The organism is Betaproteobacteria bacterium, from assembly GCA_016720855.1.
Taxonomy (GTDB): Bacteria; Pseudomonadota; Gammaproteobacteria; order Burkholderiales; family Usitatibacteraceae; genus FEB-7.
Genome location: JADKJU010000001.1, coordinates 901,213 through 928,001 on the forward strand (window position 1 = coordinate 901,213; position 26,789 = coordinate 928,001).

General features: G+C 67.8%; 27 protein-coding genes and 1 pseudogene. 16 read left to right on the forward strand and 12 right to left on the reverse strand.

All coding sequences use genetic code 11. The features are described 5' to 3' along the window. Positions 1-561, reverse strand: coding sequence for an ankyrin repeat domain-containing protein (locus tag IPP91_03980; GenBank protein ID MBL0141228.1), 561 nt, complete (start codon positions 559-561; stop codon positions 1-3). A 170-nt stretch (positions 562-731) separates the two neighbouring features. Between IPP91_03980 and IPP91_03985 the strand changes: the two are divergent. Further along, positions 732-2,020: pseudogene (locus tag IPP91_03985) on the forward strand (protein kinase). A gap of 25 nt (positions 2,021-2,045) precedes the next feature. Here IPP91_03985 and IPP91_03990 read toward each other — a convergent pair. Both IPP91_03990 and IPP91_03995 read right to left on the reverse strand, forming a co-directional pair. Beyond that, positions 2,046-2,528, reverse strand: coding sequence for a 2-C-methyl-D-erythritol 2,4-cyclodiphosphate synthase (locus IPP91_03990; protein ID MBL0141229.1), 483 nt, complete (start codon positions 2,526-2,528; stop codon positions 2,046-2,048). Positions 2,529-2,556: 28 nt separating this feature from the next. After that, on the reverse strand, positions 2,557-3,255 hold the full coding sequence (locus tag IPP91_03995) for a 2-C-methyl-D-erythritol 4-phosphate cytidylyltransferase (protein MBL0141230.1): 699 nt from the start codon (positions 3,253-3,255) through the stop codon (positions 2,557-2,559). An 89-nt stretch (positions 3,256-3,344) separates the two neighbouring features. Here IPP91_03995 and mltF point away from each other — a divergent pair, with 89 nt between their 5' ends. Beyond that, on the forward strand, positions 3,345-4,754 hold the full coding sequence (gene mltF, locus IPP91_04000; GenBank protein MBL0141231.1) for a membrane-bound lytic murein transglycosylase MltF: 1,410 nt from the start codon (positions 3,345-3,347) through the stop codon (positions 4,752-4,754). Here mltF and IPP91_04005 read toward each other — a convergent pair. From IPP91_04005 to IPP91_04015, 3 genes are all read right to left on the reverse strand, one after another. Continuing rightward, positions 4,718-5,350, reverse strand: a complete 633-nt coding sequence (locus tag IPP91_04005; protein MBL0141232.1) for a histidine phosphatase family protein — start codon at positions 5,348-5,350, stop codon at positions 4,718-4,720. The two genes, mltF and IPP91_04005, sit on opposite strands and share 37 nt — an antisense overlap. Next, on the reverse strand, positions 5,347-6,624 hold the full coding sequence (serS, locus tag IPP91_04010; GenBank protein ID MBL0141233.1) for a serine--tRNA ligase: 1,278 nt from the start codon (positions 6,622-6,624) through the stop codon (positions 5,347-5,349). The genes IPP91_04005 and serS overlap by 4 nt, the downstream gene beginning before the upstream one ends. A gap of 274 nt (positions 6,625-6,898) precedes the next feature. Beyond that, positions 6,899-8,221: a replication-associated recombination protein A gene (locus tag IPP91_04015; protein ID MBL0141234.1), complete on the reverse strand. Its 1,323-nt coding sequence runs from the start codon at positions 8,219-8,221 to the stop codon at positions 6,899-6,901. A gap of 77 nt (positions 8,222-8,298) precedes the next feature. Here IPP91_04015 and IPP91_04020 point away from each other — a divergent pair, with 77 nt between their 5' ends. Next, complete coding sequence (locus tag IPP91_04020; GenBank protein MBL0141235.1) at positions 8,299-8,664, forward strand: hypothetical protein; 366 nt, start codon at positions 8,299-8,301, stop codon at positions 8,662-8,664. Here the strand turns inward: IPP91_04020 and lolA are convergent. The 3 genes from lolA to IPP91_04035 form a co-directional block, all read right to left on the reverse strand. Beyond that, the gene (gene lolA, locus IPP91_04025) at positions 8,631-9,299 is read right to left on the reverse strand and encodes an outer membrane lipoprotein chaperone LolA (protein ID MBL0141236.1); all 669 of its coding nucleotides are present in this window, start codon (positions 9,297-9,299) and stop codon (positions 8,631-8,633) included. The two genes, IPP91_04020 and lolA, sit on opposite strands and share 34 nt — an antisense overlap. Continuing rightward, on the reverse strand, positions 9,296-11,569 hold the full coding sequence (locus IPP91_04030; protein ID MBL0141237.1) for a DNA translocase FtsK 4TM domain-containing protein: 2,274 nt from the start codon (positions 11,567-11,569) through the stop codon (positions 9,296-9,298). Before IPP91_04030 ends, lolA begins: the two co-directional genes overlap by 4 nt. 119 nt (positions 11,570-11,688) lie before the next feature. After that, positions 11,689-12,381 carry a Crp/Fnr family transcriptional regulator gene (locus IPP91_04035; GenBank protein ID MBL0141238.1) on the reverse strand — a complete coding sequence of 231 codons (693 nt, stop codon included), beginning with the start codon at positions 12,379-12,381 and terminating at the stop codon, positions 11,689-11,691. A 127-nt stretch (positions 12,382-12,508) separates the two neighbouring features. Here IPP91_04035 and trxB point away from each other — a divergent pair, with 127 nt between their 5' ends. Genes trxB through IPP91_04095 form a run of 12 tightly spaced genes read left to right on the forward strand, consistent with a single transcriptional unit; the run spans position 12,509 to position 23,385 of the window. Then, a complete protein-coding gene (gene trxB, locus IPP91_04040) occupies positions 12,509-13,462 on the forward strand; it encodes a thioredoxin-disulfide reductase (GenBank protein ID MBL0141239.1) in 954 nt (317 codons plus the stop codon). Then, positions 13,459-14,022: a Smr/MutS family protein gene (locus IPP91_04045; GenBank protein ID MBL0141240.1), complete on the forward strand. Its 564-nt coding sequence runs from the start codon at positions 13,459-13,461 to the stop codon at positions 14,020-14,022. Before trxB ends, IPP91_04045 begins: the two co-directional genes overlap by 4 nt. Next, positions 14,019-15,650, forward strand: a complete 1,632-nt coding sequence (locus IPP91_04050; protein MBL0141241.1) for a glycosyltransferase family 39 protein — start codon at positions 14,019-14,021, stop codon at positions 15,648-15,650. The genes IPP91_04045 and IPP91_04050 overlap by 4 nt, the downstream gene beginning before the upstream one ends. Next, entirely contained in the window at positions 15,647-16,018 is a 372-nt protein-coding gene (locus tag IPP91_04055; protein ID MBL0141242.1) for an EamA family transporter, read from the forward strand. Before IPP91_04050 ends, IPP91_04055 begins: the two co-directional genes overlap by 4 nt. Before the next feature lie 44 nt (positions 16,019-16,062). After that, positions 16,063-17,151, forward strand: coding sequence for a DegT/DnrJ/EryC1/StrS aminotransferase family protein (locus IPP91_04060; GenBank protein MBL0141243.1), 1,089 nt, complete (start codon positions 16,063-16,065; stop codon positions 17,149-17,151). Between the two features lie 5 nt (positions 17,152-17,156). Next, complete coding sequence (locus IPP91_04065; protein ID MBL0141244.1) at positions 17,157-18,104, forward strand: glycosyltransferase; 948 nt, start codon at positions 17,157-17,159, stop codon at positions 18,102-18,104. After that, complete coding sequence (locus IPP91_04070; GenBank protein ID MBL0141245.1) at positions 18,101-19,048, forward strand: formyltransferase; 948 nt, start codon at positions 18,101-18,103, stop codon at positions 19,046-19,048. The genes IPP91_04065 and IPP91_04070 overlap by 4 nt, the downstream gene beginning before the upstream one ends. Positions 19,049-19,088: 40 nt before the next feature. After that, positions 19,089-20,135: a bifunctional UDP-4-keto-pentose/UDP-xylose synthase gene (locus tag IPP91_04075; GenBank protein MBL0141246.1), complete on the forward strand. Its 1,047-nt coding sequence runs from the start codon at positions 19,089-19,091 to the stop codon at positions 20,133-20,135. Positions 20,136-20,142: 7 nt separating this feature from the next. Then, positions 20,143-20,643: a 5-(carboxyamino)imidazole ribonucleotide mutase gene (gene purE / locus IPP91_04080; GenBank protein MBL0141247.1), complete on the forward strand. Its 501-nt coding sequence runs from the start codon at positions 20,143-20,145 to the stop codon at positions 20,641-20,643. After that, on the forward strand, positions 20,640-21,776 hold the full coding sequence (locus IPP91_04085) for a 5-(carboxyamino)imidazole ribonucleotide synthase (protein ID MBL0141248.1): 1,137 nt from the start codon (positions 20,640-20,642) through the stop codon (positions 21,774-21,776). The genes purE and IPP91_04085 overlap by 4 nt, the downstream gene beginning before the upstream one ends. A 49-nt stretch (positions 21,777-21,825) precedes the next feature. Beyond that, entirely contained in the window at positions 21,826-22,569 is a 744-nt protein-coding gene (locus tag IPP91_04090) for a DUF2807 domain-containing protein (GenBank protein MBL0141249.1), read from the forward strand. 3 nt (positions 22,570-22,572) lie between these two features. Beyond that, positions 22,573-23,385, forward strand: a complete 813-nt coding sequence (locus tag IPP91_04095) for a zinc-dependent peptidase (GenBank protein ID MBL0141250.1) — start codon at positions 22,573-22,575, stop codon at positions 23,383-23,385. Positions 23,386-23,412: 27 nt separating this feature from the next. Here the strand turns inward: IPP91_04095 and IPP91_04100 are convergent, their stop codons facing one another. Genes IPP91_04100 through IPP91_04110 form a run of 3 tightly spaced genes read right to left on the reverse strand, consistent with a single transcriptional unit; the run spans position 23,413 to position 25,547 of the window. Next, on the reverse strand, positions 23,413-23,550 hold the full coding sequence (locus tag IPP91_04100) for a hypothetical protein (GenBank protein ID MBL0141251.1): 138 nt from the start codon (positions 23,548-23,550) through the stop codon (positions 23,413-23,415). Between the two features lie 51 nt (positions 23,551-23,601). Beyond that, on the reverse strand, positions 23,602-23,940 hold the full coding sequence (locus IPP91_04105) for a P-II family nitrogen regulator (GenBank protein ID MBL0141252.1): 339 nt from the start codon (positions 23,938-23,940) through the stop codon (positions 23,602-23,604). A gap of 5 nt (positions 23,941-23,945) precedes the next feature. Further along, positions 23,946-25,547: an NAD+ synthase gene (locus IPP91_04110; protein ID MBL0141253.1), complete on the reverse strand. Its 1,602-nt coding sequence runs from the start codon at positions 25,545-25,547 to the stop codon at positions 23,946-23,948. A gap of 88 nt (positions 25,548-25,635) precedes the next feature. On the opposite strand from IPP91_04110, the gene IPP91_04115 reads away from it, so the two are divergent. Continuing rightward, positions 25,636-26,775: an N-acetyltransferase gene (locus IPP91_04115; GenBank protein MBL0141254.1), complete on the forward strand. Its 1,140-nt coding sequence runs from the start codon at positions 25,636-25,638 to the stop codon at positions 26,773-26,775. The last annotated feature ends 14 nt before the right edge of the window (positions 26,776-26,789 follow it).

Here is a 26,789-nt window from a genome sequence, read left to right on the forward strand (position 1 = left end):
CTACTTCTCGCGCTTGAGGAAGGTCACCACCTGCATGCCGGGGGCGTTTCGCGTGCCGCAGTTCTCGCCGCCGAGGGCGAGTTCCGCCTCGTGCAGGATATTGATCACGTCCACGTAGTCCCGGTCCTTCACCATCATGAGCGCGGTGCGTCCACCCTCGTTCTTCGCCGCGGGGTCCGCACCGGCCTGCAGCAGCGCTTCCACCACCCCCGCCTCGCCGTTGCCCGCCGCGTACATGAGGGGGCGAACGCCATAGCCGATCTTCGCCTCGACATCCGCGCCGGCCTCGATGAGGAGCCGCACCACGCCGGGATGGCCGCGGTCCTCGTCCGGGTGGTAGCAGGCATGAAAGATCGGCGTGAACCCGCGCGCGTCGGCGGCATTCGCATCGGCACCGGCGGCAAGCAGCGCCGCGACCATTTCCGTTCGGCCCAGGCCCGCCGCCAGCATGAGCGCCGTCACGCCCTCGGCGTCCGCAGCCTTGGCCCCCGCGCCGGCCGCCAGCCTGCCCACGCCCTCGAGATTCCCCACGCGCACCGCGTCGAACAGCGCTTCCGACATGCCGTCTGCCCCGTTTCTGTCTGTCTGACCGGGCATTATCGGGGACGCCGCGACCAGGATCAACGACTCCGGCTGGAGCGGGCACCCCTGCGAGCGTTTCGCCCTGTAGCGGGAGTTCGGTTAAACTTCAGCGAACACAACATCCCAAGGCTTTACTTCCTCCTACCCCGGTGTCCGACCGCCCCGTCAAGATCGGCAAGTACAACGTCCTTTCCGAAATCGGCCAGGGCGCCTCTGCTCTCGTCTACGTGGCCGAGGACCCGTTCAACGACCGCAAGGTCGCGATCAAGGTGGCGAGGACCGACATGGACATGTCGGAGGAGGAGGCCAACCGCTTCGAGAAGCTCTTCCTCAACGAGGCCTCGCTCGCCGGAAAGCTGAACCACCCCAACATCGTGGCGGTGTACGACGCGGTCGTCGACGGCGACCAGCGCTACATCGTGATGGAGTACGTGCCGGGGGCTCGCTCAAGAAGTACTGCACCGAGACCAACCTCCTGCCTGTCCGCCAGGCCGTGCTGGTGATCTTCAAGATGTGCCGCGCGCTGGACTACGCGTTCCAGAACGGCGTGATCCACCGCGACATCAAGCCGGCCAACATCCTGCTGTCCGAGCGCGACGACATCAAGATCAGCGACTTCGGCACGGCCAAGATCTCGCACGCCACGCACACGCAGATCGAAGGCTTCCTGGGCTCGCCCGCCTACATGTCGCCCGAGCAGATCAACGAGGAGTCGCCGTCGGTGCAGTCCGACATCTACTCCCTGGGCGTGGTGATGTACGAACTGCTCACCGGCAAGCTCCCGTTCCGCGCCGAGAACTCGGTCGCGATGATCAACAAGATCCTGAACGAGGAGCCCAACCCCCTCGAGCAGCTGCGCCCCGATCTTCCCGAGAAGCTCGTCGAGATCGTGAAGCAGGCAATGGCGAAGGATCCGCGGGAGCGCTACCAGACCTGGTTCGAGATGGCGAGCGACCTTGCCGACACCTTCCCCCAGCTCGAGCGCTATTCCACCGAGATCAGCTCGACGGAGAAATTCAACAAGCTGCGCGCGTTGCCCTTCTTCCGCGAGTTCAGGGACGCCGAGCTCTGGGAGGTGCTTCGCGGCGCCATCTGGGAAGTGCACGCGCGCGACGAGAACCTGCTGCTGGAGGGCGAGATCGGGCAGGCCTTCTTCATCATCGTCTCCGGCCAGGTGAAGGTGGTGAAGGACGGCAAGCTCCTGAACGTCCTCAAGGAAGGCGACTGCTTCGGCGAGATGGCCTACCTGTCGGGAGACCGCGCCCGGCGCTCGGCCTCGATCACCTCCGTGTCGGAGGTGCACCTGCTCAAGATCCAGGCCGCCCACCTCGAGAGCCTGACGGAAGGCTGCCAGCTCCGGTTCACGCGCGAGTTCCTGAGGACGCTCATCGAGCGCCTGACCTGGACTTCGTCGGTGCTGGCCCAGTTCCGGCGCTAGATCCCGCCGTCCGCTGCGCGTCGCCTCAGCGCCGGACCAGCAGGCAGATCGCCTGTGCGGCGATGCCCTCCCCGCGCCCCGCGAAACCGAGCTTCTCCGTCGTGGTGGCCTTCACGTTCACGCACGCCTCGTCGATGCCGAGATCGGCGGCAATGCTGGCGACCATGGCCGCAATGTGGGGCGCCATGCGAGGCGCCTGGGCGATGATCGTCGCATCGACGTTTTCGGGCACGTACCCCTCTTCGCGCACCAGTGCCGCCACCCTCCGCAGGAGCTCGCGGCTGTCGATGCCCTTGTAGCGGTCATCGTCGTCGGGGAAATGCCGGCCGATATCGCCCAGCGCGGCCGCCCCCAGCAACGCGTCGCAGAGCGCGTGCAGCAGCACGTCGGCGTCGCTGTGGCCGAGCAGCCCCTTGTCGTGCGCGATTTCCACCCCGCCGATCACGAGCTTGCGCCCGGCGACCAGCGCGTGGACGTCGAAGCCCTGCCCGATGCGAAACGCGCTCATCCCGCCTCCCGATTCCGACGACAACGCATCACAGGGGTACGCCCCCCTTCAGCGCCAGGATCATCTGCGCAAGCGGCAGGTCCTCGGCGAAGGTCACCTTGAGGTTCGCGTTCTCCCCCTGCACGATTCGCGGCATCTGCCCGAGAAACTCGACCGCCTGCGACTCGTCGGTCGCATCCGGGTTCCTTTCGAGGCCGCGCCTCAGGAGGGCGTAGCGGAACATCTGCGGCGTCTGCGCCCGCCACAGGCCTTCCCGGGGAACGGTCTCCCCCACACGCATCGATTCCTCCACCCGCTTGAGCGTATCGGCGACCGGCATGGCGAGGAGCCCGCCCACGGGGTCGTCGCCCACTTCATCGAGGAATTGCTCGACGAGTTCGGGCGCGAGGCAGGGCCGGGCCGCGTCGTGCACGAGGATCCAGTCGTCGGGCGACAAGCGTCCCTCCAGGAGCGCCAGCGCATTGGCGACGCTGCGGCCGCGCGACTCTCCCCCTGCGAAGAGCGCCTCGATCTTGTCGGGGAACGCGCTCCAGTCGTGGGCGCCCCAGTGCCTGTCGAGGGGCGATAGGATGGCAATCACGTGCTCGATGCGCTCGACGGCCGCCAGCGCCGCGAGCGAATGGAACATCATCGGGTGCCCCGCGAGCGGCAGGTACTGCTTGGGAAGGGCGTCTCCCATGCGCGTGCCCTGCCCGGCGGCGGGCACGAGTGCGAAGATCTTCGGCATCGTCGGTTTTCCAGCGGCGATTATCGCCGATTTCCGGGTGTCGCCGGGGCGGGTTGAACCGGCGCCGCGGGCAAGTCACACTGCCGGCCATGACGGCGCGGATCCTCCTGTGCATCATCGCGTGCCTCGCGGCGGGATGCGAACCGGCCAGAAGGCCGATCATGCCGCTATCCGAGGGCGGCAAGCTCGCCGTCATCACCATCAACGGGCCGGCGACGTGGTACGAGGACGCACAAGGCGAGCCCAGCGGCTTCGAACACGACCTGGTTGTGCTCTTCGCGAAGGAACTGGGCGTGCCGGTCGCCTACGAATTCGTGGCGAGTCCCGAGAAGGCGGAAAAAGCGCTGTCGGAAAAGCGCGGGCACCTCGCGGCGGCTCTGCTGCCCAAGCACCTCGACCTGCCCGGCGGACTCGTCTGGGGTCCCTCGTACCGGTCGGCGCAGATCCAGCTCGTCTGGCGTACGGCGGAGCCGAAACCGCGCTCGCTCGCCGACCTCGCTGGCAAGCGTGTGGGAGTGATCGGCGACTCGTTCGCGGACGAGCTGTTGACCTCGCGTCCGAAGCTCACCGCGCCCCTCGAGCGGCTGTCGCCGGACACCTCGTCCGAGGAACTGCTCGGGCAACTGGCCGAGGGACGGATCGACGCCGCCCTCATCGATTCCGCCCACTTCATCATCGAGCACAAGCATTTTCCGCAGATCGATGTCGCATTCGACGTCGGCAAGCCCGTGGACTTCGCATGGCGCGTGGGAACGGTTGACCAGAAGCCGCTCCTCGACCGCATGAAGGTTTTTTTCGCCAGGATCGCGAAGGACGGGACGCTCAAGCGCCTGGCAGACCGCTACTTCGCACATGCCGAGCGCATCTCCGCGATCGACGCGGGAACGCTCTTGGAGCGCATCAATACGATCCTGCCGAAGCTGCGGCCCCATTTTCTCGAGTCCGAGCTCGTTTCCGGCTTCGACTGGCAGCTCATCGCCGCCATCGGCTACCAGGAATCGCACTGGGACTCGCTCGCCACCTCGCCCACGGGCGTGCGCGGCCTCATGATGCTCACCGAGGACACGGCCGACCGGCTCGGCGTGAAGAACCGCCTCGACCAGCGCGAGAGCATCCTGGGTGGCGCGCGCTACCTGCGCCTGCTGGCGGACTCGCTGCCGCCGCGCATCAGGGAGCCGGATCGCACCTTCCTCGCGCTCGCCGCGTACAACCTCGGCATTGGTCACCTGGAGGACGCGCGCATCCTCGCGCAGAAGAAGGGACTGTCGCCGGACAAGTGGCAGGACGTGAAGCAGGCACTTCCGGGGCTCGCCGACCCGGGGGCCTACCAGCAGCTGAAGCACGGATTCGCGCGCGGGCAAGAGGCGATGCAGTTCGTGGACAACGTGCGCAACTACCAGGATATCCTCGCGCGCGTCGCGCCACGCGACGAGCGGTTGCCGCCCCGCCAGCTGCCGGCCCCTCAGGGCTTGACGACGGGACCCGACGCGTCGAGGTGAGCGGTGTCGGCCCAGACCTCCACCTTCCAGCGTCCCGCCTCGAATAAGAGCGCGTTGTAGGAGGCGTTGGGGATCGGAATCGCCTGCGTGGCCCCAACGGGTATTCCGCAAACATGACGATAGAGCGCGGCAAGCACGCCGCCGTGGCAGACGACGGCGATCCGCCGGCCCTCGGACTCGCGGGCCAGCGACTCGAAGGCATCGCGCACGCGCTCGAAGTGCTGCCTGCGGCTCTCGCCGCCGGGAACGACGTAGTCCGGGTCCGTGTCCCTCACACGCGAGAAGACCTCGGGGTAATGCACGCCGACCTCGCCATAGGTGAGGCCTTCGGCCACGCCATAGTTGCGCTCTCGCAGGCGCGAATCGGGAAAGATCGCATGGCCCGTGCGCGCCGCGATGGACTGCGCCGTGCGCCACGCGCGGCCGAGGTCGCTCGAGATGAGCCGGTCGATCGGCTCCTTCGCGAGGCGCTGCGCGATGGCCTCGGCCTGCGATTCGCCCGCGGGGGTCAGCGGGCTATCCGTGTGGCCCTGGATGCGCGAGGCGAGGTTCCACTGCGTCTGGCCGTGGCGAACGACGACGAGCCGCGCGCTCAATCGCGCGCGATCCGCGTGACTCCGCCCATGTGCGGCACGAGCGCCGCAGGAACGGTGACGGAGCCGTCGGCTTCCTGGTAGTTCTCGAGGACCGCCACCAGCGTCCGTCCCACCGCGAGCCCGGAGCCGTTGAGCGTGTGCACCGGCTCCGCCCGCCCCTTGTCACCGCCCTTGAACCGCGCCTGCATGCGGCGCGCCTGGAAGGCCTCGAAATTGGAGCACGACGAAATTTCGCGGTAGGCCTGCTGCCCCGGGAGCCACACCTCGATGTCGTAGGTCTTCGCGCTGGAGAATCCCAGGTCCCCGGTGCAGAGCATCATCGTCCGGTACGCAAGCTCCAGGCGCTGCAGGATCGTCTCCGCGTGCCGGGTGAGTTCCTCGTGCGCCTCGGCCGACTTGTCCGGATGCACCACCTGCAGAACCTCCACCTTGTCGAACTGGTGCTGGCGGATCATGCCGCGCGTGTCCTTGCCGTAGCTGCCCGCCTCCGAGCGGAAGCAGGGGCTGTGGCAGACGAACCTGAGGGGCAGGTCCTTCGCGTCCAGCAGCGTGTCGCGCACGAAGTTCGTGACCGGGTACTCGGCCGTTGGAATGAGGTAGAGGTCGCGCCCCTCGAGCTTGAACAGGTCGTCCTTGAACTTGGCCAGGCTCGAGACGCCGTCGGCGCACTCACCCGTCACCATGTAGGGCACGTAGACTTCCGTGTAGCCGTGCTCGCGGGTGTGGATGTCGAGCATGAACTGGGCGAGTGCCCGGTGCAGTCGCGCGATGCCGCCCTTCAGCACCGAGAAGCGCGCGCCGGCGAGCTTCGCTCCCGTGTCGAAATCCAGCATGCCCAGGCCCGCGCCCACGTCGACGTGGTCTTTCACCGCGAAGCCGAATGTCCGCGGCGTCCCCCAGCGGCGCACCTCGACGTTATCGTCGCTCGATGCACCCTGCGCCACCTCCGGCCGCGGGATATTCGGAATCATGCGCAGGAAGGCGTTCAGCCGTTCCTGCAGCGTGGCGAGCGAGGTCTCGTTCGACTTGAGCTCCTCGCCGATGCCGCTCACCTCGGCCAGAACGGCAGTGGCATCCTCCCCCTTGCCCTTGAGCATGCCGACCTGCTTCGAGAGCGCATTGCGCTTCGCCTGCAGCTCCTCGGTGCGCATCTGCAGGCCCTTCCTCTGGTCCTCGAGGGCGCGGAAGCCGGCCTCGTCGAACGTGACGCCGCGGCGGGCGAGGCCTGCCACGACGGCGGGGAGGTCCTTGCGAAGCAGTTGGATGTCCAGCATGGCGATCGCGCGATGGAAGTGAAGCCGCGATTATATTCGGTCGGCAGCGCCGACGCCGGTGCGGGGCTGCGTGGCTTCCGTTGCGACAGGCAAAGAAGAAAGCGAGGGTGTGTTGTTTTTGTTTTTGCCAGGTCAAATTGCACCGGGCGTCGATACTCGGACCTCTTGCGAGTCCGTTGGCGAGATCGAAGCTGGCGGCAATTCAATCTGGCAAAAACAAAAAAAACGCACCCTCGCTTTCTTCTTTGCCTGTCGCAACCCGAGCCCCCTTGCCCTACGGCTTCCCTCCGCCGGGCTTCTCGTCGCGGCTTCGCAGCCACGCGAGCTTGTCGCGGATCTTCGCCTCCAGGCCGCGGTCGGTTGGCTGATACCAGCCGGGGGGCTCCATGCCGTCGGGCAGGTAACGCTCGCCGGCCGCGTATCCGCCCTCCTCGTCGTGGGCGTAGCGGTAGCCCTTGCCGTAGCCCAGGTCCTTCATGAGGCGCGTGGGCGCGTTGCGCAGGTGCAGGGGCACCGGGCGGCTCGCATCGCGGGAGACGAATTCGCGCGCCGCGTTGTAGGCCTTGTAGACGGCATTGGACTTCGCGGCGACGGCCAGGTAAACCACGCACTCGGCAAGCGCCAGCTCGCCCTCGGGGCTCCCGAGCCGCTCGTAAACCTCCGCGGCGCGCATCGTGACCTCCAGCGCGCGGGGATCGGCGAGCCCGATGTCCTCCGTCGCCATGCGGATCATGCGCCGCGCCAGGTAGCGGGGATCGGCGCCCCCGTCGAGCATGCGCACCATCCAGTACAGCGCCGCATCGGGGTCGGAGCCGCGCACGGACTTGTGCAGCGCCGAGATCTGGTCATAGAAATTCTCGCCGCCCTTGTCGAAGCGGCGGCCGGCCCGGGTCACCACGCCGTCCACGAACTCCACGTCGGCTCCGCGCCGCGCCGCCGCACGGGCCGCGCTCGCGACCTGCTCCACGAGGTTGAGCGCCCGGCGCCCGTCGCCGTCGGCGAATTCCGCGATGCGCTTGCGCGCCTCGCCGGTCACATCGATCTCCTCGGCCTCGAAGCCGCGCCCGATGATCCGGTCGAGATCCTCCTCGCCCAGGCTTTCGAGCACATAGACCTGCGCCCGGGACAGGAGCGCGCCGTTCACCTCGAAGGACGGGTTCTCGGTGGTCGCGCCGATGAAGGTGAAGAGGCCGTTTTCGACGTGCGGCAGGAAGGCATCCTGCTGCGACTTGTTGAAGCGATGCACTTCATCGACGAACAGGATCGTGGCTCGTCCGTGCGCATCGCGCTCCAGGCGCGCGCGCTCCACCGCCTCGCGGATCTCCTTCACGCCGGCGAGCACGGCGGAAATGGCGATGAATTCCGCCCCGAACGCCGTCGCCAGGAGGCGGGCGAGCGTGGTCTTTCCCACCCCGGGCGGCCCCCAGAGAATCATCGAATGCGGCTTGCCCGAGGCGAGCGACACCGCGAGCGGCCTGCCTTCTGCCAGCAGGTGGCGCTGGCCCACCACATCCTCGACGCGCTTCGGGCGCAGCCGTTCCGCGAGCGGCACGTTGGCCTCGCCGGTGGCGGAAAAGAGGTCGGTGGACGCGGTCATCGGAGCGACTGTTGACGCGGGCCAAATGCGGCGGCCCGCCCGACGCCTATGATAAGCCTCGTAAGGGGGACGTAACGATGCGCCTGCAGCTCGACATACGCAGTGGGTATCTCCACGTGGAGGTGCGCGGACCGTTCGACGCGGAAGAGGGTCGGATGGCCATCGGGCGGATCATCGAAACCTGCGCGGCGCACAAGCTGGCACGCGTGCTGGTCGATGCGCGCGGCCTCGAGCAGACGGTGGCCATCGCAGAGCGATTCGAACTGGCCCGGGTGCTCGCGGATGCCCGCGCGGGTCCGCTGAAGATGGCCATCCTCGTCGATCCCTCCCAGTTGGTGACCAAGACGCTCGAGGACACTGCCTGCAACCGCGGCGTGCCGGTGCGCACAACGGCGAGCGCGGAGGAGGCCTACGGCTTTCTCGGCGTGGCGCCACCGGGCTGAGCCGGGCGGGAAGCCGGCATTTCGTCCAGCACGTCCGCCCCCTTGGGGGGGGTGAAGCGGAAGGCTTCGGCGTCGACCCGGGCTCCCGGACGGAACTCGGGAAAGCGAAGCACGGTGCGCCCGCCCAGCGAATCGTGGAGTTCCATCATCGCCGGAACGGCGCCTTTCATGCCGATGCGCACCCGTTCGAAGCCCGTATCGGGCTCCTTCGGCACGGCCTCCAGCCAATCGAGCCCTTCGGCGTGGCCCGCCTCCCGCAGCGTGAAGACCGCGGTCACGTCCCCCTGCCCCGCCAGCAGCGCGGCCGGCGTGGCCGACAGGGCCCGGTCCATGGGCCTCACGGTGACCTGGTTCAGGTCCTCGTCGTGGATCCAGAGCCGGGTGCCGTCCGCCACGATGAGGCTGCGCACGGGCTTGTCGTAGGACCATCGGAATCTGCCCGGCCGCGAGAAGGCGAACGACCCCGAGGAACGGTCCACCAATTTCCCGGATCGATCCAGCACCTGCTGCTCGAAGCGCGCGGTCGCCGTTCGCGTAGACGCCGTGAAGGCAAGAAACGAATCGACCGCGCCCGCCGCCGCGGCCAGCGGCGCACAGGCGGCGAGCGCCGCGAGGACGAAACGCCCGCCCCTCACTTCTCCGTCCTAGCGGGGGCGAGGATCTCGCGGTTGCCGTTGGAGGCCATGGAGGAAACGAGACCGGCCCGTTCCATGTCCTCGATGAGGCGCGCGGCGCGGTTGTAGCCGATGCGCAGGTGGCGTTGCACCAGCGAGATCGAGGCGCGCCGGTTCTGCAGCACGATCTGGACGGCCTGGTCGTAGAGCGGGTCGGCCTCCCCGCCGGCCGCCTCGCCGCCTGAATCGGTCTCGGAAAGTTCCGGATCGTCGAGCATCCCGTCGACGTACTGCGCCTCGCCCTGCTTCTTCAGGTGCTCGACCACGCGCTGCACCTCGGCATCCGAGACGTAGGCGCCGTGCACGCGCTGGGGGTGCCCCGCGCCGGGCGGCAGGTAGAGCATGTCGCCCTGCCCCAGGAGGCTCTCCGCGCCCTGCTGGTCGAGGATCGTGCGCGAGTCCACCTTGGAGGAGACCTGGAAGGCCACGCGGGTGGGCACGTTGGCCTTGATGAGGCCGGTGATCACGTCCACGGAGGGGCGCTGCGTGGCGAGGATGAGGTGGATGCCCGAGGCGCGCGACTTCTGCGCGAGGCGGGCGATGAGCTCCTCCACTTTCTTTCCCGCGACCATCATGAGGTCCGCGAGTTCGTCGATCACCACGACGATGAACGGCATTTCCTCGAGATTCTCCGGACTTTCCGGCGTGAGGCTGAACGGATGCTTCAGCGGCTGCTTCTTCTCGATTCCCTCGCGGATCTTGTGGTTGTAGCCCGCCAGGTTCCTCACCGAGACCGTGGACATGAGCTTGTAGCGCCGGTCCATCTCGACCACGCACCAGTGCAGCGCCGCGGCGGCCTGGCGCATGTCGGTGACGACAGGGGCGAGCAGGTGCGGGATGCCCTCGTAGGCGGAGAGCTCGAGCATCTTCGGATCCACCATGATCAGCCGCACGTCGGAGGCCGGCGACTTGTAGACGAGCGACAGGATCATCGCGTTGATTGCCACCGACTTCCCGGAACCCGTGGTGCCGGCCACCAGGAGGTGAGGCATTCGCGCGAGGTCCGCCACGACCGGCTTGCCGGTGATGTCCTTGCCCATCGCCACGGTGAGGCGGGAATGCATGTCCGCATAGGCCTGCGAGCCGATGATCTCGGAGAGCCGCACGATCTCGCGCTTGGCGTTGGGGATCTCGAGACCCATGCAGGACGTGCCGGGTATCGTCTCGACGATCCGGATCGAGGTGACGGACAGGGCGCGGGCCAGGTCGCGGGCCAGGTTCACCACCTGCGCGCCCTTCACGCCGACCGCGGGCTCGACCTCGTAGCGCGTGATCACCGGGCCCGGATAGGCCGCGACGACCTTCACCTGCACGTTGAAGTCCAGGAGCTTCCTCTCGATGAGGCGCGAAGTGTATTCGAGCGTCTCGGGCGTCGGGCGCTCGACGTGGCTGTCGGCGGGGTCCAGGAGCGCGATGGGGGGAAGGGGCGAATCCGGCAGGTCGGCGAAGAGGGGGACCTGCTTTTCCTTCGCCACCCGTTCGCTCTTCCGGATCGCGACTTCGGGAGGCACGATGCGGATCGGCTCGTGCTCCTCGAAGATCTTCTTGGCCACCTCGACCTTCTCTTCGCGCACCAGCGCCGCCACCTGCCCGACCTCGCGGTCGCGCCGCGCCTCGATCCTCGCGCGCACCGAGGAGACCGTCCATTCGATCGCCGCGCCGACCTTCTCGGCGAAGCGTATCCACGAGAGGCCCGAGAAGACGCTGAACGCCGCGGCCAGGATGGCGATGAGGACCAGGGTGGCGCCCGTGAAACCGAGCGCCGCGGCAGCCGGACCGGCCAGGACATCCCCGAGGACCCCACCCGGCGTGAACGGCAGCGACACTTTCAGGGTGTGCAGGCGCATCGCTTCGAGCGCACAGCTGGCGGCAATCAGGATCGCAAATCCCGAGAGCGATACGGCGAACGAGCGCCGGTCCAGGATCTCCCACGCCTCGACCCGGGTGTAAAGCCTCAGGACCCCCCAGGCGGCCAGCGCCGCCCACCACCACGCAGAAAAGCCGAACACGTAGAGCAGCATCTCGGCAACCCAGGCGCCCAGGGCTCCCGCGCGGTTGACGACCGGGGCGCCGGAGCCGCTGAAGAACGGGCCCGGATCTCCCCGGTCGTAGGTGCCGAGGGCCAGCGCAAGATAGACCCCCGTCGCGAGCAGGAGGATCCAGCCCGCCTCGCGCAGGACGCGAGCCAGACGCGGGTTGGGAGGAGCGGATTTTTCGGGGGTGGCGGCCATCGGGCAGGAGTCCCCATCGGGATGGGGCGGGACGATCCGGAGCTCGGGATGGCCGATTATAGGGTGCTACCGGGACGGCGCGGGGTCCCCATGTGGATGGGGCGGGACGAATGCGGCGCCTAGAGCGAGGGGGGAAGCTCGCGGTTGATGATCGTGATCGACTTCGATTCCACCGCGATGAACCCGCGGTCGGAGAGGTCCTTGAGGATGCGGTTCACCATTTCGCGCGAGGCGCCCACCATGTTGGCCAGGTCCTGCTGCGAGAGCTTCTCGCCGACGACGAGCTTGCCATTGTCGTTCACGGCCAGTTCCAGGAGCGTGCTCGCCACGCGCCCGTACACGTCCATCAGGGCGAGCGTGCCGATCTTGCGGTCCGCCTCACGCACGCGCTGCGCCAGGATGCGCAGCACCATGTTCGCCATGCGCGGCGCCCGTTCCAGGCAATGCTCGAAGGCGTGATGGGACAGGATGAGGAAAGTCGAAGGCTCCAGCGTCGTCACGGACGCCGAGCGCGGCTGCTGGTCGATCATCGCCATCTCGCCGAAGAAATGCCCCGCGCCCAGGATCTTCAGGATGATCTCGCGGCCCTCCTCGTCGCCTATGAACACCTTCACGCGGCCCGACTCGACCATGTAGAGCGAATCCCCGATCTCGCCTTCCGTGAGGACGACGGCATGCTTGGGATAGCTCTTCTCCACCGCGACGGCTCGGACGATGTCCAGCTCCTGGTCGCTCATCTGGGTGAAGAACGGGACAGCCTTCAGCGCCTGGGTGCGTTCGCCGACGGCGCGTTTTGGGGGAGGTGAAGTCATGACGACTCAATATAGCCAAATGTGCTGACCTGTCAATTGCTTGATCGCAACCGCATGTGCGGTGGGATAATGGACGCTACCGGGCGCCAGTCGCGTGCCCGCCCTTCGTCCTTCGCCCTTCGCCCCCATGACTACCCGACACAGCCGACTCCTCATCCTCGGTTCCGGCCCCGCCGGATACACCGCCGCCGTCTACGCCGCCCGCGCCAACCTGAAACCCGTCCTCATCACGGGCCTCGCGCAGGGCGGGCAGCTCATGACCACGACCGACGTGGACAACTGGCCCGCGGACGCCGCCGGCGTCCAGGGCCCCGAGCTGATGGAGCGCTTCCAGAAGCATGCCGAGCGCTTCGAAACCGAAATCGTCTTCGACCACATCCACACCGCGAAACTTGCCGCGAAGCCGATCACCCTGGTGGGCGACTCCGGGACGTACACCTGCGATGCGCTCATCATCGCCACGGGGGCGTCCGCCATGTACCTGGGCCTGCCCTCCGAGCAGGCGTTCATGGGCAAGGGCGTCTCCGGGTGCGCCACCTGCGACGGATTCTTCTACAAGAACCAGGACGTGTGCGTCGTCGGCGGAGGCAATACCGCCGTCGAGGAGGCGCTCTACCTCGCCAACATCGCCCGGCACGTGACGGTGGTCCATCGCCGCGACAAGTTCCGCGCCGAGAAGATCCTGCAGGACAAGCTCTTCGCCCGGGTCAAGGAAGGCAAGGTCACGCTGGCGCTGAACGAGACGCTCGACGAGGTCCTGGGCGACAAGAGCGGCGTGACGGGCGTGCGCCTCAAGTCCACCGTCGACGGCAAGACCCGCGATCTGCCGCTCTCCGGGTGCTTCATCGCCATCGGGCACAGGCCCAACACGGAACTTTTCGAGGGCCAGCTCGAGATGAAGGGCGGATACATCGTCACGAAGACCGGGCTGGAGGGCAACGCCACGGCCACCAGCATCCCGGGCGTCTTCGCCGCGGGCGACGTGCAGGACCATGTCTACCGGCAAGCCGTCACCAGCGCCGCCACGGGCTGCATGGCCGCCCTGGACGCCGACAGGTACCTGGAGAGCCTGGCGACTTGAAGCCCGCCCGTCCGCGTCCGGCTGCCGCGGACGACGATGCCGACCTCTTCCGCCGCGAGATGCGTGACGTTTTCCCGGCGCGCCCATCGAACCGCGTCGCGCATCGCGTCACCCCGCCGCCGCCCGTCCCCGTCCAGCGCATCGAAGACGAGCGCGCCGTGCTGGAGGAACTCGGCCGCCTCGCCGGCGGCGTGGACGACATCGAGATCGAGGAGGATCACGCCTACCTGCGCCCCGGGCTGCCGCGCGAGGTGCTGCGCAAGCTGCGCCGCGTGCATTGGGTCGTGCAGGACGAACTCGACCTGCATGGCCTCACCGGCGACGAGGCGGCGCTCGAGACGTCACGCTTTCTCGCCGAAAGCGCCCGCCGGGGCCTGCGGTGCCTGCGCATCATCCACGGCAAGGGACTCGGTTCGCACAACCGCGAGCCCGTGCTCAAGGGCCGCATCCGCAAGCTCCTCGCGCGCAAGTCGGAAGTGCTCGCGTTCTCCGAGCCGCCTCCGGCCCATGGCGGCAGCGGCGCCGTGATCGTGCTCCTCGACTCGAAGACGAGGCCATGAGCCTGTCGCGGGTCGCGGCTTTCCTGATCGCGGCGCTCGCGCTCTTCGTCGGCGTGGACAACATGCAGCGCCCGCTCGCGCATCCCGACGAGGGACGCTACTCGGAAATCTCGCGGGAGATGGCCGCCAGCGGCGACTGGATCACGCCCAGGCTGAACGGAATCAAGTACTTCGAAAAGCCGCCGCTCCAGTACTGGGCGAGCGCGGCCGCCTTCTCCCTCCTCGGAGAAAGCGAGTTCACCGCACGCCTGTACACCGCCCTGTGCGGCCTGCTCTCCCTCGTCGCGGTCGGCTTCGCGGCGAGGCGGCTTGCGGGCGGCGACTCCGCCCTGCTCGCCGTGGGCGTGCTGCTCACGAGCCCCTACTTCCTCGGCATGGGCGGCGTGGTGACCCTCGACATGGGGCTCACCGCCTGGACCACGGTGGCCGTCTGCGCCTTCCTGCTGGCCGTCGCGGGCAGGGAATCCGAGCGGCAACGCTGGATGCTCCTCGCCTGGGCGGGGATGGCACTCGCCGTGCTCTCCAAGGGGCTCATCGGCATCGTGTTTCCGGCGGGGGCGATCTTCCTGCATTGCCTCGTGCACCGCGACTGGCGCCTCCTCGCGAAGCTCGAGTGGCTGCGGGGCATCGCGCTCTTCCTCGCGATCGCCGCGCCCTGGTTCATCCTGGTGTCGATCGCCAACCCGGAGTTCCCGCAGTTCTTCTTCATCCACGAGCACTTCGAGCGCTTCCTAACCAAGGCGCACCGCCGCGAGCAGCCATGGTGGTTCTTCTGGCCGATCCTCTTCATCGGCTTCCTGCCGTGGATGCTCGCGCTCGTCCCGGCGGCGTTCGAGGGGTGGCGCCGGGAGGCCGGGAGCGAAGCGTTCCCCTGGCGGCGCTTCGCGCTCCTGTGGACCGCCCTGGTCATGCTCTTCTTCAGCGCGTCCGGCTCCAAGCTTCCCGCCTACATCCTGCCCGTCTTCCCGGTCTTCGCCCTCGTCCTCGGCGACTGGATCGCGCGGACGCCAGCGCAGAAGCTGTGGAAATCGGTCGCGGTGGTTGCGCCCGTGCTCGTCATCGTCATCGCCGTCGCGTGGGGAACGCCCGAGCGCGCGAAGGATGCCTGGACACGGGAGCTCTACGCGGCCGCCCGCCCGTGGATCGTCGCAGCGCTGGCGGTGCTGGCCGCAGGGCTCGCCGTGGCGGCAGCCACGCTGCGCGCCGGCCGGAAGTGGGGTGCCGTCGCCATCATCGTGACGGCCTGCCTGCTGTTCGTCGACCTGGTCGAGGACGGCTACGAGAAGATCTCGCCGCGCCAGTCCGGCCTGCAGGTGTCCGAGATCATGAAGCGCCATCTCGGCCCGGGAGAGCGCATCTACTCGGTCGGCTACTACGACCAGACGATCCCCTTCTACCTGGGACGGACCATCACGCTCGTCGACTACTGGGATGAATTCTCGCCCGGCCTCAAGCGCGAGCCGGGGATTTCGATTCCCACCCTCGATGCATTCGAGGCGGACTGGATGCGGCCGGGGGAGGCGATGGCTATAATCCATCCCGACCGGTACGAGAAGCTCTCCACCCGAGGCCTCGCGATGATCCTCCTGCACCGCGACGAGCGACGCGTGCTCGTCCGCAAGCCGTGAACGCCGTCAGCTTCTCCCTCGTCCTCACGGGCGTCCTGCTCAACGCGGCCGCGCAGCTCCTGCTCAAGGCGGGAACCAACCGCATCGGGGAGTTCGCGTTCTCGCTCGGCAACATCATTCCCATCGGAATGAAGGTGGCCGCGAGCCCCTTCGTGATCGGCGGCCTGGGCTGCTACGCCGTGAGCGTGGTCGTGTGGATCCTGGCGCTGTCGCGGGTGCCGGTCTCGATCGCCTACCCGATGCTTTCCATCGGCTACATCGTGAACGCAGGCGCCGCCTGGTTCCTTTTCGGCGAGTCGTTGACCGCGCAGAAGCTGGTCGGCATCGGGTTCATCGTCGTGGGCGTCTGGCTGGTGGCGCGGTCGTGACCAATGCTTTCATCCCCTTCGCCCGTCCCACGATCGACGAGGCCATGATCGCCGCGGTGGGCGACACCCTGCGCAGCCGCTGGATCGCCAGCGGGCCGCGGGTGCAGGCCTTCGAGACGGCGCTGTCGGACTACGTGGGCGGCCGGCCGGTGCGCTCGTTCACTTCCGCCACCGGCGCCATGGAAGTGGCGCTCGAACTGCTGGGCATCGGTCCCGGGGACGAGGTGGTGACGCCGGCGCAGAGCTTCTTCTCCTCAGCCAACGTGATCGAGCGGGTGGGCGCGCGGACAGTGTTCGTGGACGTCGATCTGGCCACGCGCAACATCGACCTGGGTGCGGCCGCCGCCGCGGTTGGCGCGCGCACCAAGGCATTGCTGCCCGTGCACTACAACGCGCCGCTGGAACCGCGGGCGCTTGCCGCCTTCCGCGCCAGGCATGGCGTGCGCATCCTCGAGGATGCGGCTCTCGCGATCGGTTCGCGCACCGGCACGGGATCCGTTGGCACGACGGGCGACCTCGTCTCCTTCAGCTTCCATCCCAACAAGAACATGACCACCATCGAGGGCGGCGCCCTCGTGGTCAACGACGCGGCCGAGGCGGCGGCGGTGGAACGACTGCGCTTCCACGGGATCTCGCGGCTGCCCGACGGAACGCGCGACGTCGAGGTGGCGGGCGGCAAGTACAACCTGTCCGACGTCTCGGCGGGGCTGGGCCTCATGCAGCTCGCGCGACTGGACGAGTGGTGCCGCGCCCGCGAGCGCCTCGCGATGCACTACTTCGGCTGCCTGGAAGGCGACGAACTCCTCCCCCCCGATCGATTGCCGCCCCGGGCCAACCCCGGGCACAGCTGGAACATGTTCACCGTCCTCCTTCCGCTCGCGCAGATCGCGATCACGCGCGAGCAGCTCATGGACGGCCTGCAGCGGGAAGGCATCGGCACCGGCCTGTCCTACGAGGCGATCCACCTGACGACGTACTACCGCACGAAGGGGTGGCGCGAGGGGCAGTTCCCGGTGTCGGAGCGGATCGGCCGCGAGACGGTCACCCTGCCCCTCTTCCCGGAAATGACGACGAACGACGTGGAGCGGGTGTGCGAGGCGTTTCGCCGCGTGCTGCGCTCGCGCCCCGAATGAAGGCCATGCCCGACCCGACCCTCTCCGTCGTCATCCCCGTCTACAACGAGGAGGCGGTCCTCCCCGCCCTGTTCGAGCGGCTCTACCGCGCCCTCGACGCGCTGCCCTGCACCTACGAGATCGTGTTCGTGAACGACGGCAGCCGCGACAAGTCGCCGGCCTTGCTGCGCGAGCAGTTCCAGAAGCGCCCCGACGTGACGCGCGTCGTCCTCTTCAACGGCAACTATGGCCAGCACATGGCGATCATGGCCGGCTTCGAGTACTGCCGCGGCGAGCGCGTGGTCACCCTGGACGCGGACCTGCAGAATCCTCCCGAGGAAATCGCGAAGCTGCTCGCGAAGATGGACGAGGGGCACGACTACGTGGGATCCATCCGCCTCATGCGCCAGGACGCGGCGTGGCGGCGCTGGGCCTCGAAGGCGATGAACGGCCTGCGCGAGCGCCTGACTCGCATCCGGATGACCGACCAGGGCTGCATGCTGCGTGCCTACGACCGGGCGATCGTGGACGCGATCCGCTCCTCGCGCGAGGTGAGCACCTATATCCCGGCGCTCGCGTACTCCTTTGCCCGCGACCCGGCCGAGGTGGAGGTGGCGCACGAGGAGCGCGCCGCCGGCGAGTCGAAATACTCCCTCTACAAGCTCATCCGCCTCAACTTCGACCTCGTCACCGGATTTTCGGTGGTGCCGCTGCAGCTCTTCTCGCTTTTCGGCATCGGCGTCTCGATCGTGGCGCTCGCCAGTTACTTCGTGGTGATCGTGAAGCGCATCCTCTCCGGCGAGGGCGACGGCCTGTGGGTGATCTGGGATCGCGACATCCTCGCCTTCATCCTGATCGGGGTGCTCCTCTTCGGGCTGGGGCTCATCGGCGAATACGTGGGCCGCATCTACCAGCAGGTCCGGGAGCGGCCGCGATACCTGGTCCAGGCCATCCTGGAGAAGCCGGAAGCGTGAGCGCCACGGCAGTCGTCTTCGCCTACCACGACGTGGGCTGCCGTTGCCTTTCCGTGCTCCTCTCGGCGGGCGTTCGCATGGCGCTCGTGGTCACGCATCGCGACAATCCAGGCGAGAACATCTGGTTCGAAAGCGTCGAGCGCCTTGCGCGCGCGAACGGGCTCGACGTCGCGACACCCGACGACCCGAACGAGCCGGCGTTCGTCGAACGACTCGGCGCGATCGCTCCGGACTTCCTCTTCTCGTTCTACTACCGCCAGATGCTATCCCCCGCGGTGCTGGCGATCGCGCGGCGCGGCGCCTTCAACATGCACGGCTCGCTGCTGCCGAAGTACCGGGGCCGCGTCCCGGTGAACTGGGCGGTCCTCCACGGCGAGCGCGAGACGGGCGCCACGTTCCACGAAATGGTGGCAAAGCCCGATGCCGGCCGCATCGTCGGGCAGGAGGCCGTGCCCATCGGCGACAACGACACGGCTGCCGAGGTGTTCGGGCGGGTGACGCTGGCCGCCGGACGCGTCCTCGAACGCGCGCTCCCGGCGCTGCTCGACGCAACGGCGATCCTCCGCCCCCAATCCCTGCGGGAGGGCAGCTACTTCGGCGGCCGCAAGCCCGAGGACGGCCGCATCGACTGGACGAAGAGCGCCCGCGAGATCCACAACCTCGTGCGTGCCGTCGCACCGCCCTACCCGGGCGCATTCACCGGGATCGGCGGGCGTCGCGCCCGCGTGCTTCGCACGTGGTGGTCCGATCCCCCGATCCTCGCCGCCGGCGCGCCCGGAGCGATCGCCCTGGCGGACGGCCGGGCGTGGGCCTGCTGCGGCGACGGGCGCTGGCTCGAGTTGCGGGAAGTCGAGATCGGAGAAGAGGCCGTGCTGGCCGGCCCGGCACTGGCCGCCCGCTTTGCTCCCGGTGGTGACGGCATGGGACAATTCGTGTCCGGCTGAGACGCCCCGCGCTCCGCCGCCCACCGCGAAACTCGACACCATGACCCAGCGAATCTGCATCCTCGGCGTGAACGGCTTCATCGGCCATCACCTCTCCCAGAAAATCCTCGCCGACACCGACTGGGACGTTTACGGCATGGACATGGGCTCGGACCGGGTCGCGGACCTGCTGTCCCATCCGCGATTCCATTTCTTCGAAGGCGACATCACGATCAACCGCGAGTGGATCGAGTACCACATCCGCAAGTGCGACGTGATCCTGCCGCTGGTGGCCATCGCGACGCCGGCCACCTATGTGCGCGAGCCGCTCAAGGTCTTCGAGCTGGACTTCGAGGCGAACCTGCCGATCGTCCGTTCGTGCGTGAAGTACGGCAAGCGCATCCTCTTTCCCTCGACTTCCGAGGTCTACGGGATGTGCCGCGACGAGCAGTTCGACCCCTACGCCTCCGAGCTCGTCCTCGGGCCCATCGACAAGCAGCGCTGGATCTACTCCTGCTCCAAGCAGCTCATGGACCGCGTGATCTGGGCCTACGGCTCCATGGGGCAGCTCGACTTCACGCTCTTCCGCCCGTTCAACTGGATCGGCGCGGGCCTCGACTCGATCCATACCGCGAAGGAAGGGTCCTCGCGCGTGATCACGCAGTTCTTCGGGCACATCGTTCGCGGCGAACCGATCAAGCTCGTCGACGGGGGAGCGCAAAAGCGCGCCTTCACGTTCATCGACGACGGCATCGGCGCCCTCATGAAGATCATCGAGAACCCGGGCGGCGTCGCCTCGGGGCGCATCTACAACATCGGCAACCCCGCGAACAACTACTCGGTGCGGGAACTGGCGACGATGATGCTCGAGCTCGCGAAGTCCTATCCCGAGTACCGGGACAGCGCCGCGAAGGTGAGGATCGTCGAGGTGACCTCCGCCGACTACTACGGCAAGGGCTACCAGGACGTGCAGAACCGCGTGCCGAAAATCGAGGACACCATGAAGGAACTGGGCTGGGCGCCGAAGGTGGACATGGCCACGGCGCTTGCCCGCATCTTCGATTCCTACCGCGGGTCGATCGACGACGCGCGCGCGCTTTCCTCGTGAGGGCACCATGACCATGGAAAACCCCGTCGTCGGCGTCGTGATGGGCTCCCAGAGCGACTGGGACGTGATGCAGCACGCGGCCAAGGTGCTCAAGGATTTCGGCGTCCCCTTCGAAACGAAGGTGGTATCCGCGCACCGCACGCCGGATGCGATGTTCGACTACGCGGAAAGCGCGCGCGGCCGGGGACTTCACTGCATCGTGGCCGGCGCCGGAGGCGCCGCCCACCTGCCGGGCATGATCGCCTCGAAGACCACGCTCCCCGTGCTGGGGGTTCCCGTCCCGTCGAAGCACCTCGCGGGACAGGATTCCCTGTATTCCATCGTGCAGATGCCCAAGGGCATTCCCGTGGCCACCTTCGCCATCGGGGAGGCGGGCGCCGCCAATGCCGGCCTCTTCGCCGTGAGCCTGCTCGCGGCCACCGACACGGCGCTCGCGACGAAGCTTGCGGCCTATCGCGAGGAATTGCGCGAGATGGTCGCGGCCATGCAACTGCCCGACGTGCTGTGATCGCCCCCGGGGCCACCCTCGGCCTGCTGGGCGGCGGGCAACTGGGCCGCATGTTCACGGTGGCGGCGCGCACGCTCGGCTACCGCGTCACGGTCCTCGACCCCGATCCTCTTTCGCCCGCCGCGGAATTCGCCACCGGACACCTCAATGCCGCCTACACGGACCCGGCTTCGCTCGCCGAGCTGTCGCGAACCTGCGCGGCGGTGACCACGGAATTCGAGAACGCTCCCGCCGACGCGCTGCATGCGCTCGCCGAGAGAACACTCGTGCGCCCCAGCGGGAATGCCGTTTCGGTAGCCCAGGACCGCAGCCGGGAGAAGGCGTTCATCGCCACCCATGGCCTTCCGGTCGGCCCCTATGCCGATGTTCGCAGCCCCGCCGAATTCGACGCCGCGCTCGCCTGCGTGAAACTGCCCGCCATTCTCAAGACCGCGCGCTTCGGCTACGACGGCAAGGGGCAGGCAACGATCGCCTCACCGGCGGACCTCGAGCGCGTATTCGCCGAGTGGAAGTGCGTGCCCTGCGTCCTCGAGGAGCGCCTGGCGCTCGAGCGGGAGATCTCGGTCATCCTCGCGCGCGCGGCCGACGGGCAGATCGAGGTCTTCCCCGTGGCGGAAAACCGCCATGCGCGAGGGATCCTGGACGTCACCATCGCGCCCGCGCGCATCCCCGGTGCGCTGGCCGCCGAGGCCACCGCCATCGCCTCCCGCCTCGCGGATGCCCTCGACTACGTGGGCGTCCTTGCGGTCGAGATGTTCGTGGTGGGCGGCCGGCTCGTCGTGAACGAAATCGCTCCGCGCCCGCACAACAGCGGGCACTACACGATCGACGCCTGCCGCACCTCGCAATTCGAGCAGCAGGTACGTGTTCTTTGCGGCCTGCCGCTGGGCGACCCGTCCCTGCATACGCCTGCGGTGATGGTGAACCTCCTGGGCGACATCTGGGTCCCGGGCGAGCCGCGATGGGACGCGGTGCTGCGCCATGCCGGCGCGCACCTGCACCTCTATGGCAAGCGCGAGGCGCGGCCGGGCCGAAAGATGGGCCATGTCACCGTCTGCGAAGCGAGCCTCGAACGCGCGCTGGAAGTCGCGATGGCCATCCGCTGCGACCTCGGCATTGCCGAATCCGGTTGAGCGGCGCGGCGCATCCAATGGGAACCCGCCCTTTTCCCGGAGTCCCGCCATGACCATCCGCCTCGCCCTGCCTGTCACCCTGGCCGCCCTCACCCTGGGCGCTGCCCCGGCCGCCCTCGCCCTCTTCGGGTCGACCTCGATCACGGCGTCCGGCAAGGTCGTCACGGAGTCGCGCCCCGCGAAAGGCTATACAGGGATCGGCGTCTCGGTTCCCGGCACCGTCGTCCTCCGCCAGGGTCCATCGGAATCCGTGACCCTCGATGCCGACGACAACCTCATGCCCGAGATCGAGACGGCGGTCGAGCGCGGCTCCCTGAAGATCCGCTTCAAGCGCCCGCTCGACATATCCGGCAAGTCCACGATCCGCATCCTCGTCACCGGCCCGGCGTTCGACTCACTGGCGGTTTCCGGCAGCGCGGACGTCGTCTCCGAAGCGCTCAAGGCACGCTCGCTCGAGGTGGCAATCGCCGGCTCCGGGGACGTGAAGATCGCCCGCCTCGACGTCGATACCCTGCGGCTCTCCATCGCCGGAAGCGGCGACTTCCAGGCGGCCGGACGCGCCGGAGAGCTGAGCGCCACGATCGCCGGCTCCGGCGACATCGGCGCCGGCCGCCTCGAATGCAGGCGCGTCAGCGTTTCCATCGCCGGCTCCGGCGACGCCACGTTCTGGGCGCGAGAGTCGCTGGATGCCACGATCATGGGCAGCGGTGACGTCCGCTACCATGGCGATCCCGCGGTCACCAGGAAGATTGCGGGCTCCGGGTCGTTGAAGCGCCTCGGGTCCGCGCCCTGAGCCATGTTCGGCTGGTTCGGCCATCGCGACGAGGAAGCGAAGCCCATCGACGAGGGGCTCTGGGAAAGCGCCACCGCGCCCTATCTCTTCATGCGGGGGTTGCCTGCCGGGGACGACGAGCGGCTGCGCGCCCTGGCGGGACGGTTCCTCGCGAGCAAGCACTTCTCGGGCACCCACGACCTGGAGATCACGCCCTTCATGCACGTGCAGGTGGCGGCGCAGGCCTGCATCCTCGTCCTGGAGCTGGGCCTGGAGTGGTACGACGGCTGGAGCGAGGTCATCGTGTACCCGGGGCAGTTCGCGCCGGAGCGCGAAATCGTCGATGAGGCGGGTGTCGTGCACCTCGTCAATGCCCCGATGGCGGGCGAGGCGTGGCTGGGCGGGCCGGTGATCCTGTCGTACGAGGACGTCGCGATGGCGAGCGACGAGGATGCTCGCGTGGCGGGCTACAACGTCGTGATCCACGAGTTCGCGCACAAGCTCGACATGCTGAGCGGGGAACCCAACGGCTGTCCGCCATTGCACGCGGGGATGCCGCTTGCCGCCTGGCGCGAGGCTTTCAGCAAGGCCTACGCGGACTTCTGCCGGCGCGTGGACGAGGCGGATCGCCTGGCGGAAGTTGACGACGGGCGGGCGCTCGAATCGCTGCCGATCGACCCGTACGCTTCGGAAAACCCGGGGGAGTTCTTCGCGGTGGTGTCGGAAGCGTTTTTCGAGACGCCGGAATGGCTCGAGCCCTTGTATCCGTCGGTGTACGAGCAGCTACGGAAGTTCTACCGGCAGGATCCGCTGGACAGAATCAGGGACGTGCGCTGATTCCCCGGGCGCGCGAGCGATCCGCGGTCAGAGGAAGAGGACGGCCGGGAACACCGCGATCGCAAGGACGATCAGCACCCACTCGCAGTTCCACCGCTTCAGGTGCCCGGTGTAATGCAGGATGATCGCAGTGATGGCAAAAACGTAGAACGCGGCAAGAAGCATGCGGTTTCCCCCTGATTTGCGGGTGAGAATAGCAGGAAAGCCCCCCGGGGCCTAGACCGCTTCCTCTCCCGTTTCGCCGGTGCGGATGCGCACGACCTGCGGCACGTCGCAGACAAAGATCTTGCCGTCGCCGATCTTGCCGGTGCGCGCCGCCTTCACGATCGCGTCGATGGCCTTGTCCACCATCGCATCGCCCACGACGACCTCCACCTTCACCTTGGGCAGGAAATCCACCACGTACTCGGCACCGCGGTAGAGTTCCGTGTGGCCCTTCTGGCGCCCGAAACCCTTCACCTCGGTGACCGTGAGTCCCGATACCCCCAGCTCGGAGAGCGCCTCGCGTACCTCGTCCAGCTTGAACGGCTTGATGACAGCTTCGATCTTCTTCATGGCAGTCAGGCCCTCGGTCGGAAACCCGATGTTATCGGATAGCGCCAGTCCTTGCCAAAGCCGCGCGGCGTGATGCGCACGCCCGGCGGCGCCTGGCGGCGCTTGTACTCGTTCACGCGAATGAGGTGGACCACGCGGCGCACGGCCTCGACGTCGTAGCCCATGCCCGCGATGGCCTCCGGTTCCATGTCGCGCTCCATGTAGCGCTCCACGACGGCGTCGAGCAGCTCGTAGGGCGGAAGACTGTCCTGGTCGGTCTGGTCCGGCCGCAGCTCGGCCGAGGGCGCGCGGTCGATGACCCGTTGCGGAATGACCCGCCCCTGCGTGTTGCGCCAGTTGCAAAGCCGGTACACGAGCGTTTTCACGACGTCCTTGATGAGGGCGTAGCCGCCGGCCATGTCCCCATAGAGCGTCGCGTAGCCCGTGGCCATTTCGCTCTTGTTGCCGGTGCTCACCACGAGCCAGCCGAACTTGTTCGACAGGGCCATGAGCAGCGTGCCCCGGGTGCGCGCCTGGAGGTTTTCCTCCGTGGTGTCCGCCGGCCGGCCGGCGAAGGCGGGGGCCAGCTGCGTGACGAAGGCATCGACCACGGGCCGGATCGCGATCTCGGAGTACTGCAGGCCCATGAGGCGGGACATCTCGCGCGCGTCCTCGATGCTGATCGAGGCGGTGTAGTCCGAGGGCATCATCACCGCGTGAACCCGGTCCGGTCCCAGCGCGTCGGCGCAGATGGCGGCCACCAGCGCCGAGTCCACGCCACCGGAAAGCCCGATCAGGACCCCGGAAAAGCGGTTCTTCTCCACGTAGTCGCGCACGCCGGTGAGGAGCGCGCGGTAGATCGTCTCCTCCTCGGTGAGGGGCGGCGCGATGGGGCCGCAAACGCGATCGCCTTCGAAGTCCACGATGTCCACGGATTCGCGGAACGTCTCGCCCTGGTAGCCGAGCGAGCCATTGGCGTGAAACGCGAAGGAGGCGCCATCGAAGACGAGCTCGTCCTGGCCGCCCACCCAATGCACGTACAGGAGCGGCAGCCCCGTTTCCTTCACGCGCTCGCCCATCACCTGGTAGCGCTCGGCAAGCTTGTTGCGGTGATAGGGCGAGGCGTTGATCGAAAGCAGGAGTTCGGCGCCCGCCGCCTTCGCCTGGACCGCGGATTTCGGAAACCACAGGTCCTCGCAGATCGTTAGCGCGATGCGTCGCCCGGCGACTTCGAAGACGCAGGCGCGGTCGCCGGTGGCAAAGTAGCGCTTCTCGTCGAAGACGTTGTAGTTGGGCAGGTGCTGCTTGAAGTAGATCGCCTCGATGCCGCCGCCGCGCAGGACCGATGCCGCGTTGTAGCGGGTGCGCCCCTCGCGGTGGGGGTGGCCGATGACCACGGCAATCCCGGGAGCGTAGGCGGCCAACGCGAAGAGCGCCTCCTGGCACTGGTCGCAGAAATCGTTCCGGAAAAGCAGATCCTCGGGTGGATAGCCGGAAAGCGCCATCTCCGGGGTGACCACGAGTTCCGCGCCGGCGGCGCGCGCCTGGTCGATGGCGGCACGGATACGCTGCGCATTGCCGGTGAAGTCGCCCACGGTGGTGTTGATCTGGGCGACGGCGATTTTCATCGGGTGAAGTGCTTCGCGCAATGCGGGCTGGGGCGGCGGACGGGGGGACGGATAGAATCGAGCGTTCCCATTATATGTCCCCCGCCCCTTGCCCGAGACCATCCGACTCGTCGATTCGCTCGACGCCCTCCCGGCCGATGCCTGGGACCGCCTCCACGGTGGCAACCCGACGCTGTCGCATGCCTTCCTCGACAGCCTGCACCGCACGGGTTGCGCTTCTCCCGGCACGGGCTGGTCGCCGCAGTTCCTCACCCTGTGGAAGGACAACGTCCTGGCGGGCGCCGTGCCGCTCTACGCGAAATCGCACTCGTACGGTGAATACGTGTTCGACTGGGCCTGGGCCGATGCCTACCAGCGCCACGGGCTCGCGTACTACCCGAAGCTCCTGGCAGCCGTCCCTTTCACCCCCGCGACCGGCCCGCGGCTGCTGGCCGCCTCGGACGCCGTGCGCGGCGAACTTGCCTCGGCCCTGTTCGACCTCGCCCGGCGGATGGGCGTGTCGTCCCTGCACGTCCTCTTTCCGGCCGACGCGGACGCCTCGATCCTGCGAGATGCCGGCTTCCTCGAGCGTGCCGGCGTGCAATTCCATTGGCGAAACGCGGGCTACGGCAACTTCGATGACTTCCTGGCCGCCCTCTCGCACGACAAGCGCAAGAAGATCCGCCAGGAGCGGCGCAAGGTCGCGGAGGCCGGCGTCGTGATTCGACGGGCGACGGGACGGGAGGCGAGCGAGGCGGACTGGGATTTCTTCTCGACCTGCTACGAGCGAACCTACCGCGAGCATCGCTCGACGCCGTACCTCACCCGAGAGTTCTTCGGGATGATCTCGCAGCGCATGCCCGACAACGTCCTGCTCGTGATCGCCGAGCGCGACGGCAGGCCGATCGCGGCTGCGCTCGATCTCTTCTCGCCCTGCGTCCTTTACGGACGCTACTGGGGCGCCGTCGAGTTCGTGCCGGGCCTGCACTTCGAGGCGTGCTACTACCAGGCGATCGACTTCGCCATCGAGCGCGGGATCGGCCTCATCGAGGGCGGGGCGCAGGGCGAGCACAAGCATGCGCGCGGCTTCCTGCCCGAAAGGACGTGTTCCTTTCATTGGCTGGCCCACCCGGCGTTCGCCCGGGCGATCGACGACTACCTGGCCCGCGAAGGCGCGGGAATAGCGGCCTACGTCGATGAACTGGAAGAGCGGTCGCCGTTCCGAAACGTGGGGGGGACGTGTTCGTGAACACGTCCCCGATT

What these genes read in the sequence shown, in the direction of transcription:
- IPP91_03980 (MBL0141228.1), bottom strand. Translation starts at nt 561, where the DNA reads ATGTCGGAAGCGCTGTTCGACGCGGTGCGCGTGGGGAATCTCGAGGGC.
- IPP91_03990 (MBL0141229.1), bottom strand. Translation starts at nt 2,528, where the DNA reads ATGAGCGCGTTTCGCATCGGGCAGGGCTTCGACGTCCACGCGCTGGTC.
- IPP91_03995 (MBL0141230.1), bottom strand. Translation starts at nt 3,255, where the DNA reads ATGCCGAAGATCTTCGCACTCGTGCCCGCCGCCGGGCAGGGCACGCGC.
- mltF (MBL0141231.1), top strand. Translation starts at nt 3,345, where the DNA reads ATGACGGCGCGGATCCTCCTGTGCATCATCGCGTGCCTCGCGGCGGGA.
- serS (MBL0141233.1), bottom strand. Translation starts at nt 6,624, where the DNA reads ATGCTGGACATCCAACTGCTTCGCAAGGACCTCCCCGCCGTCGTGGCA.
- IPP91_04015 (MBL0141234.1), bottom strand. Translation starts at nt 8,221, where the DNA reads ATGACCGCGTCCACCGACCTCTTTTCCGCCACCGGCGAGGCCAACGTG.
- IPP91_04020 (MBL0141235.1), top strand. Translation starts at nt 8,299, where the DNA reads ATGCGCCTGCAGCTCGACATACGCAGTGGGTATCTCCACGTGGAGGTG.
- IPP91_04030 (MBL0141237.1), bottom strand. Translation starts at nt 11,569, where the DNA reads ATGGCCGCCACCCCCGAAAAATCCGCTCCTCCCAACCCGCGTCTGGCT.
- IPP91_04035 (MBL0141238.1), bottom strand. Translation starts at nt 12,381, where the DNA reads ATGACTTCACCTCCCCCAAAACGCGCCGTCGGCGAACGCACCCAGGCG.
- trxB (MBL0141239.1), top strand. Translation starts at nt 12,509, where the DNA reads ATGACTACCCGACACAGCCGACTCCTCATCCTCGGTTCCGGCCCCGCC.
- IPP91_04050 (MBL0141241.1), top strand. Translation starts at nt 14,019, where the DNA reads ATGAGCCTGTCGCGGGTCGCGGCTTTCCTGATCGCGGCGCTCGCGCTC.
- IPP91_04060 (MBL0141243.1), top strand. Translation starts at nt 16,063, where the DNA reads ATGATCGCCGCGGTGGGCGACACCCTGCGCAGCCGCTGGATCGCCAGC.
- IPP91_04065 (MBL0141244.1), top strand. Translation starts at nt 17,157, where the DNA reads ATGCCCGACCCGACCCTCTCCGTCGTCATCCCCGTCTACAACGAGGAG.
- IPP91_04075 (MBL0141246.1), top strand. Translation starts at nt 19,089, where the DNA reads ATGACCCAGCGAATCTGCATCCTCGGCGTGAACGGCTTCATCGGCCAT.
- purE (MBL0141247.1), top strand. Translation starts at nt 20,143, where the DNA reads ATGACCATGGAAAACCCCGTCGTCGGCGTCGTGATGGGCTCCCAGAGC.
- IPP91_04090 (MBL0141249.1), top strand. Translation starts at nt 21,826, where the DNA reads ATGACCATCCGCCTCGCCCTGCCTGTCACCCTGGCCGCCCTCACCCTG.
- IPP91_04095 (MBL0141250.1), top strand. Translation starts at nt 22,573, where the DNA reads ATGTTCGGCTGGTTCGGCCATCGCGACGAGGAAGCGAAGCCCATCGAC.
- IPP91_04100 (MBL0141251.1), bottom strand. Translation starts at nt 23,550, where the DNA reads ATGCTTCTTGCCGCGTTCTACGTTTTTGCCATCACTGCGATCATCCTG.
- IPP91_04105 (MBL0141252.1), bottom strand. Translation starts at nt 23,940, where the DNA reads ATGAAGAAGATCGAAGCTGTCATCAAGCCGTTCAAGCTGGACGAGGTA.
- IPP91_04110 (MBL0141253.1), bottom strand. Translation starts at nt 25,547, where the DNA reads ATGAAAATCGCCGTCGCCCAGATCAACACCACCGTGGGCGACTTCACC.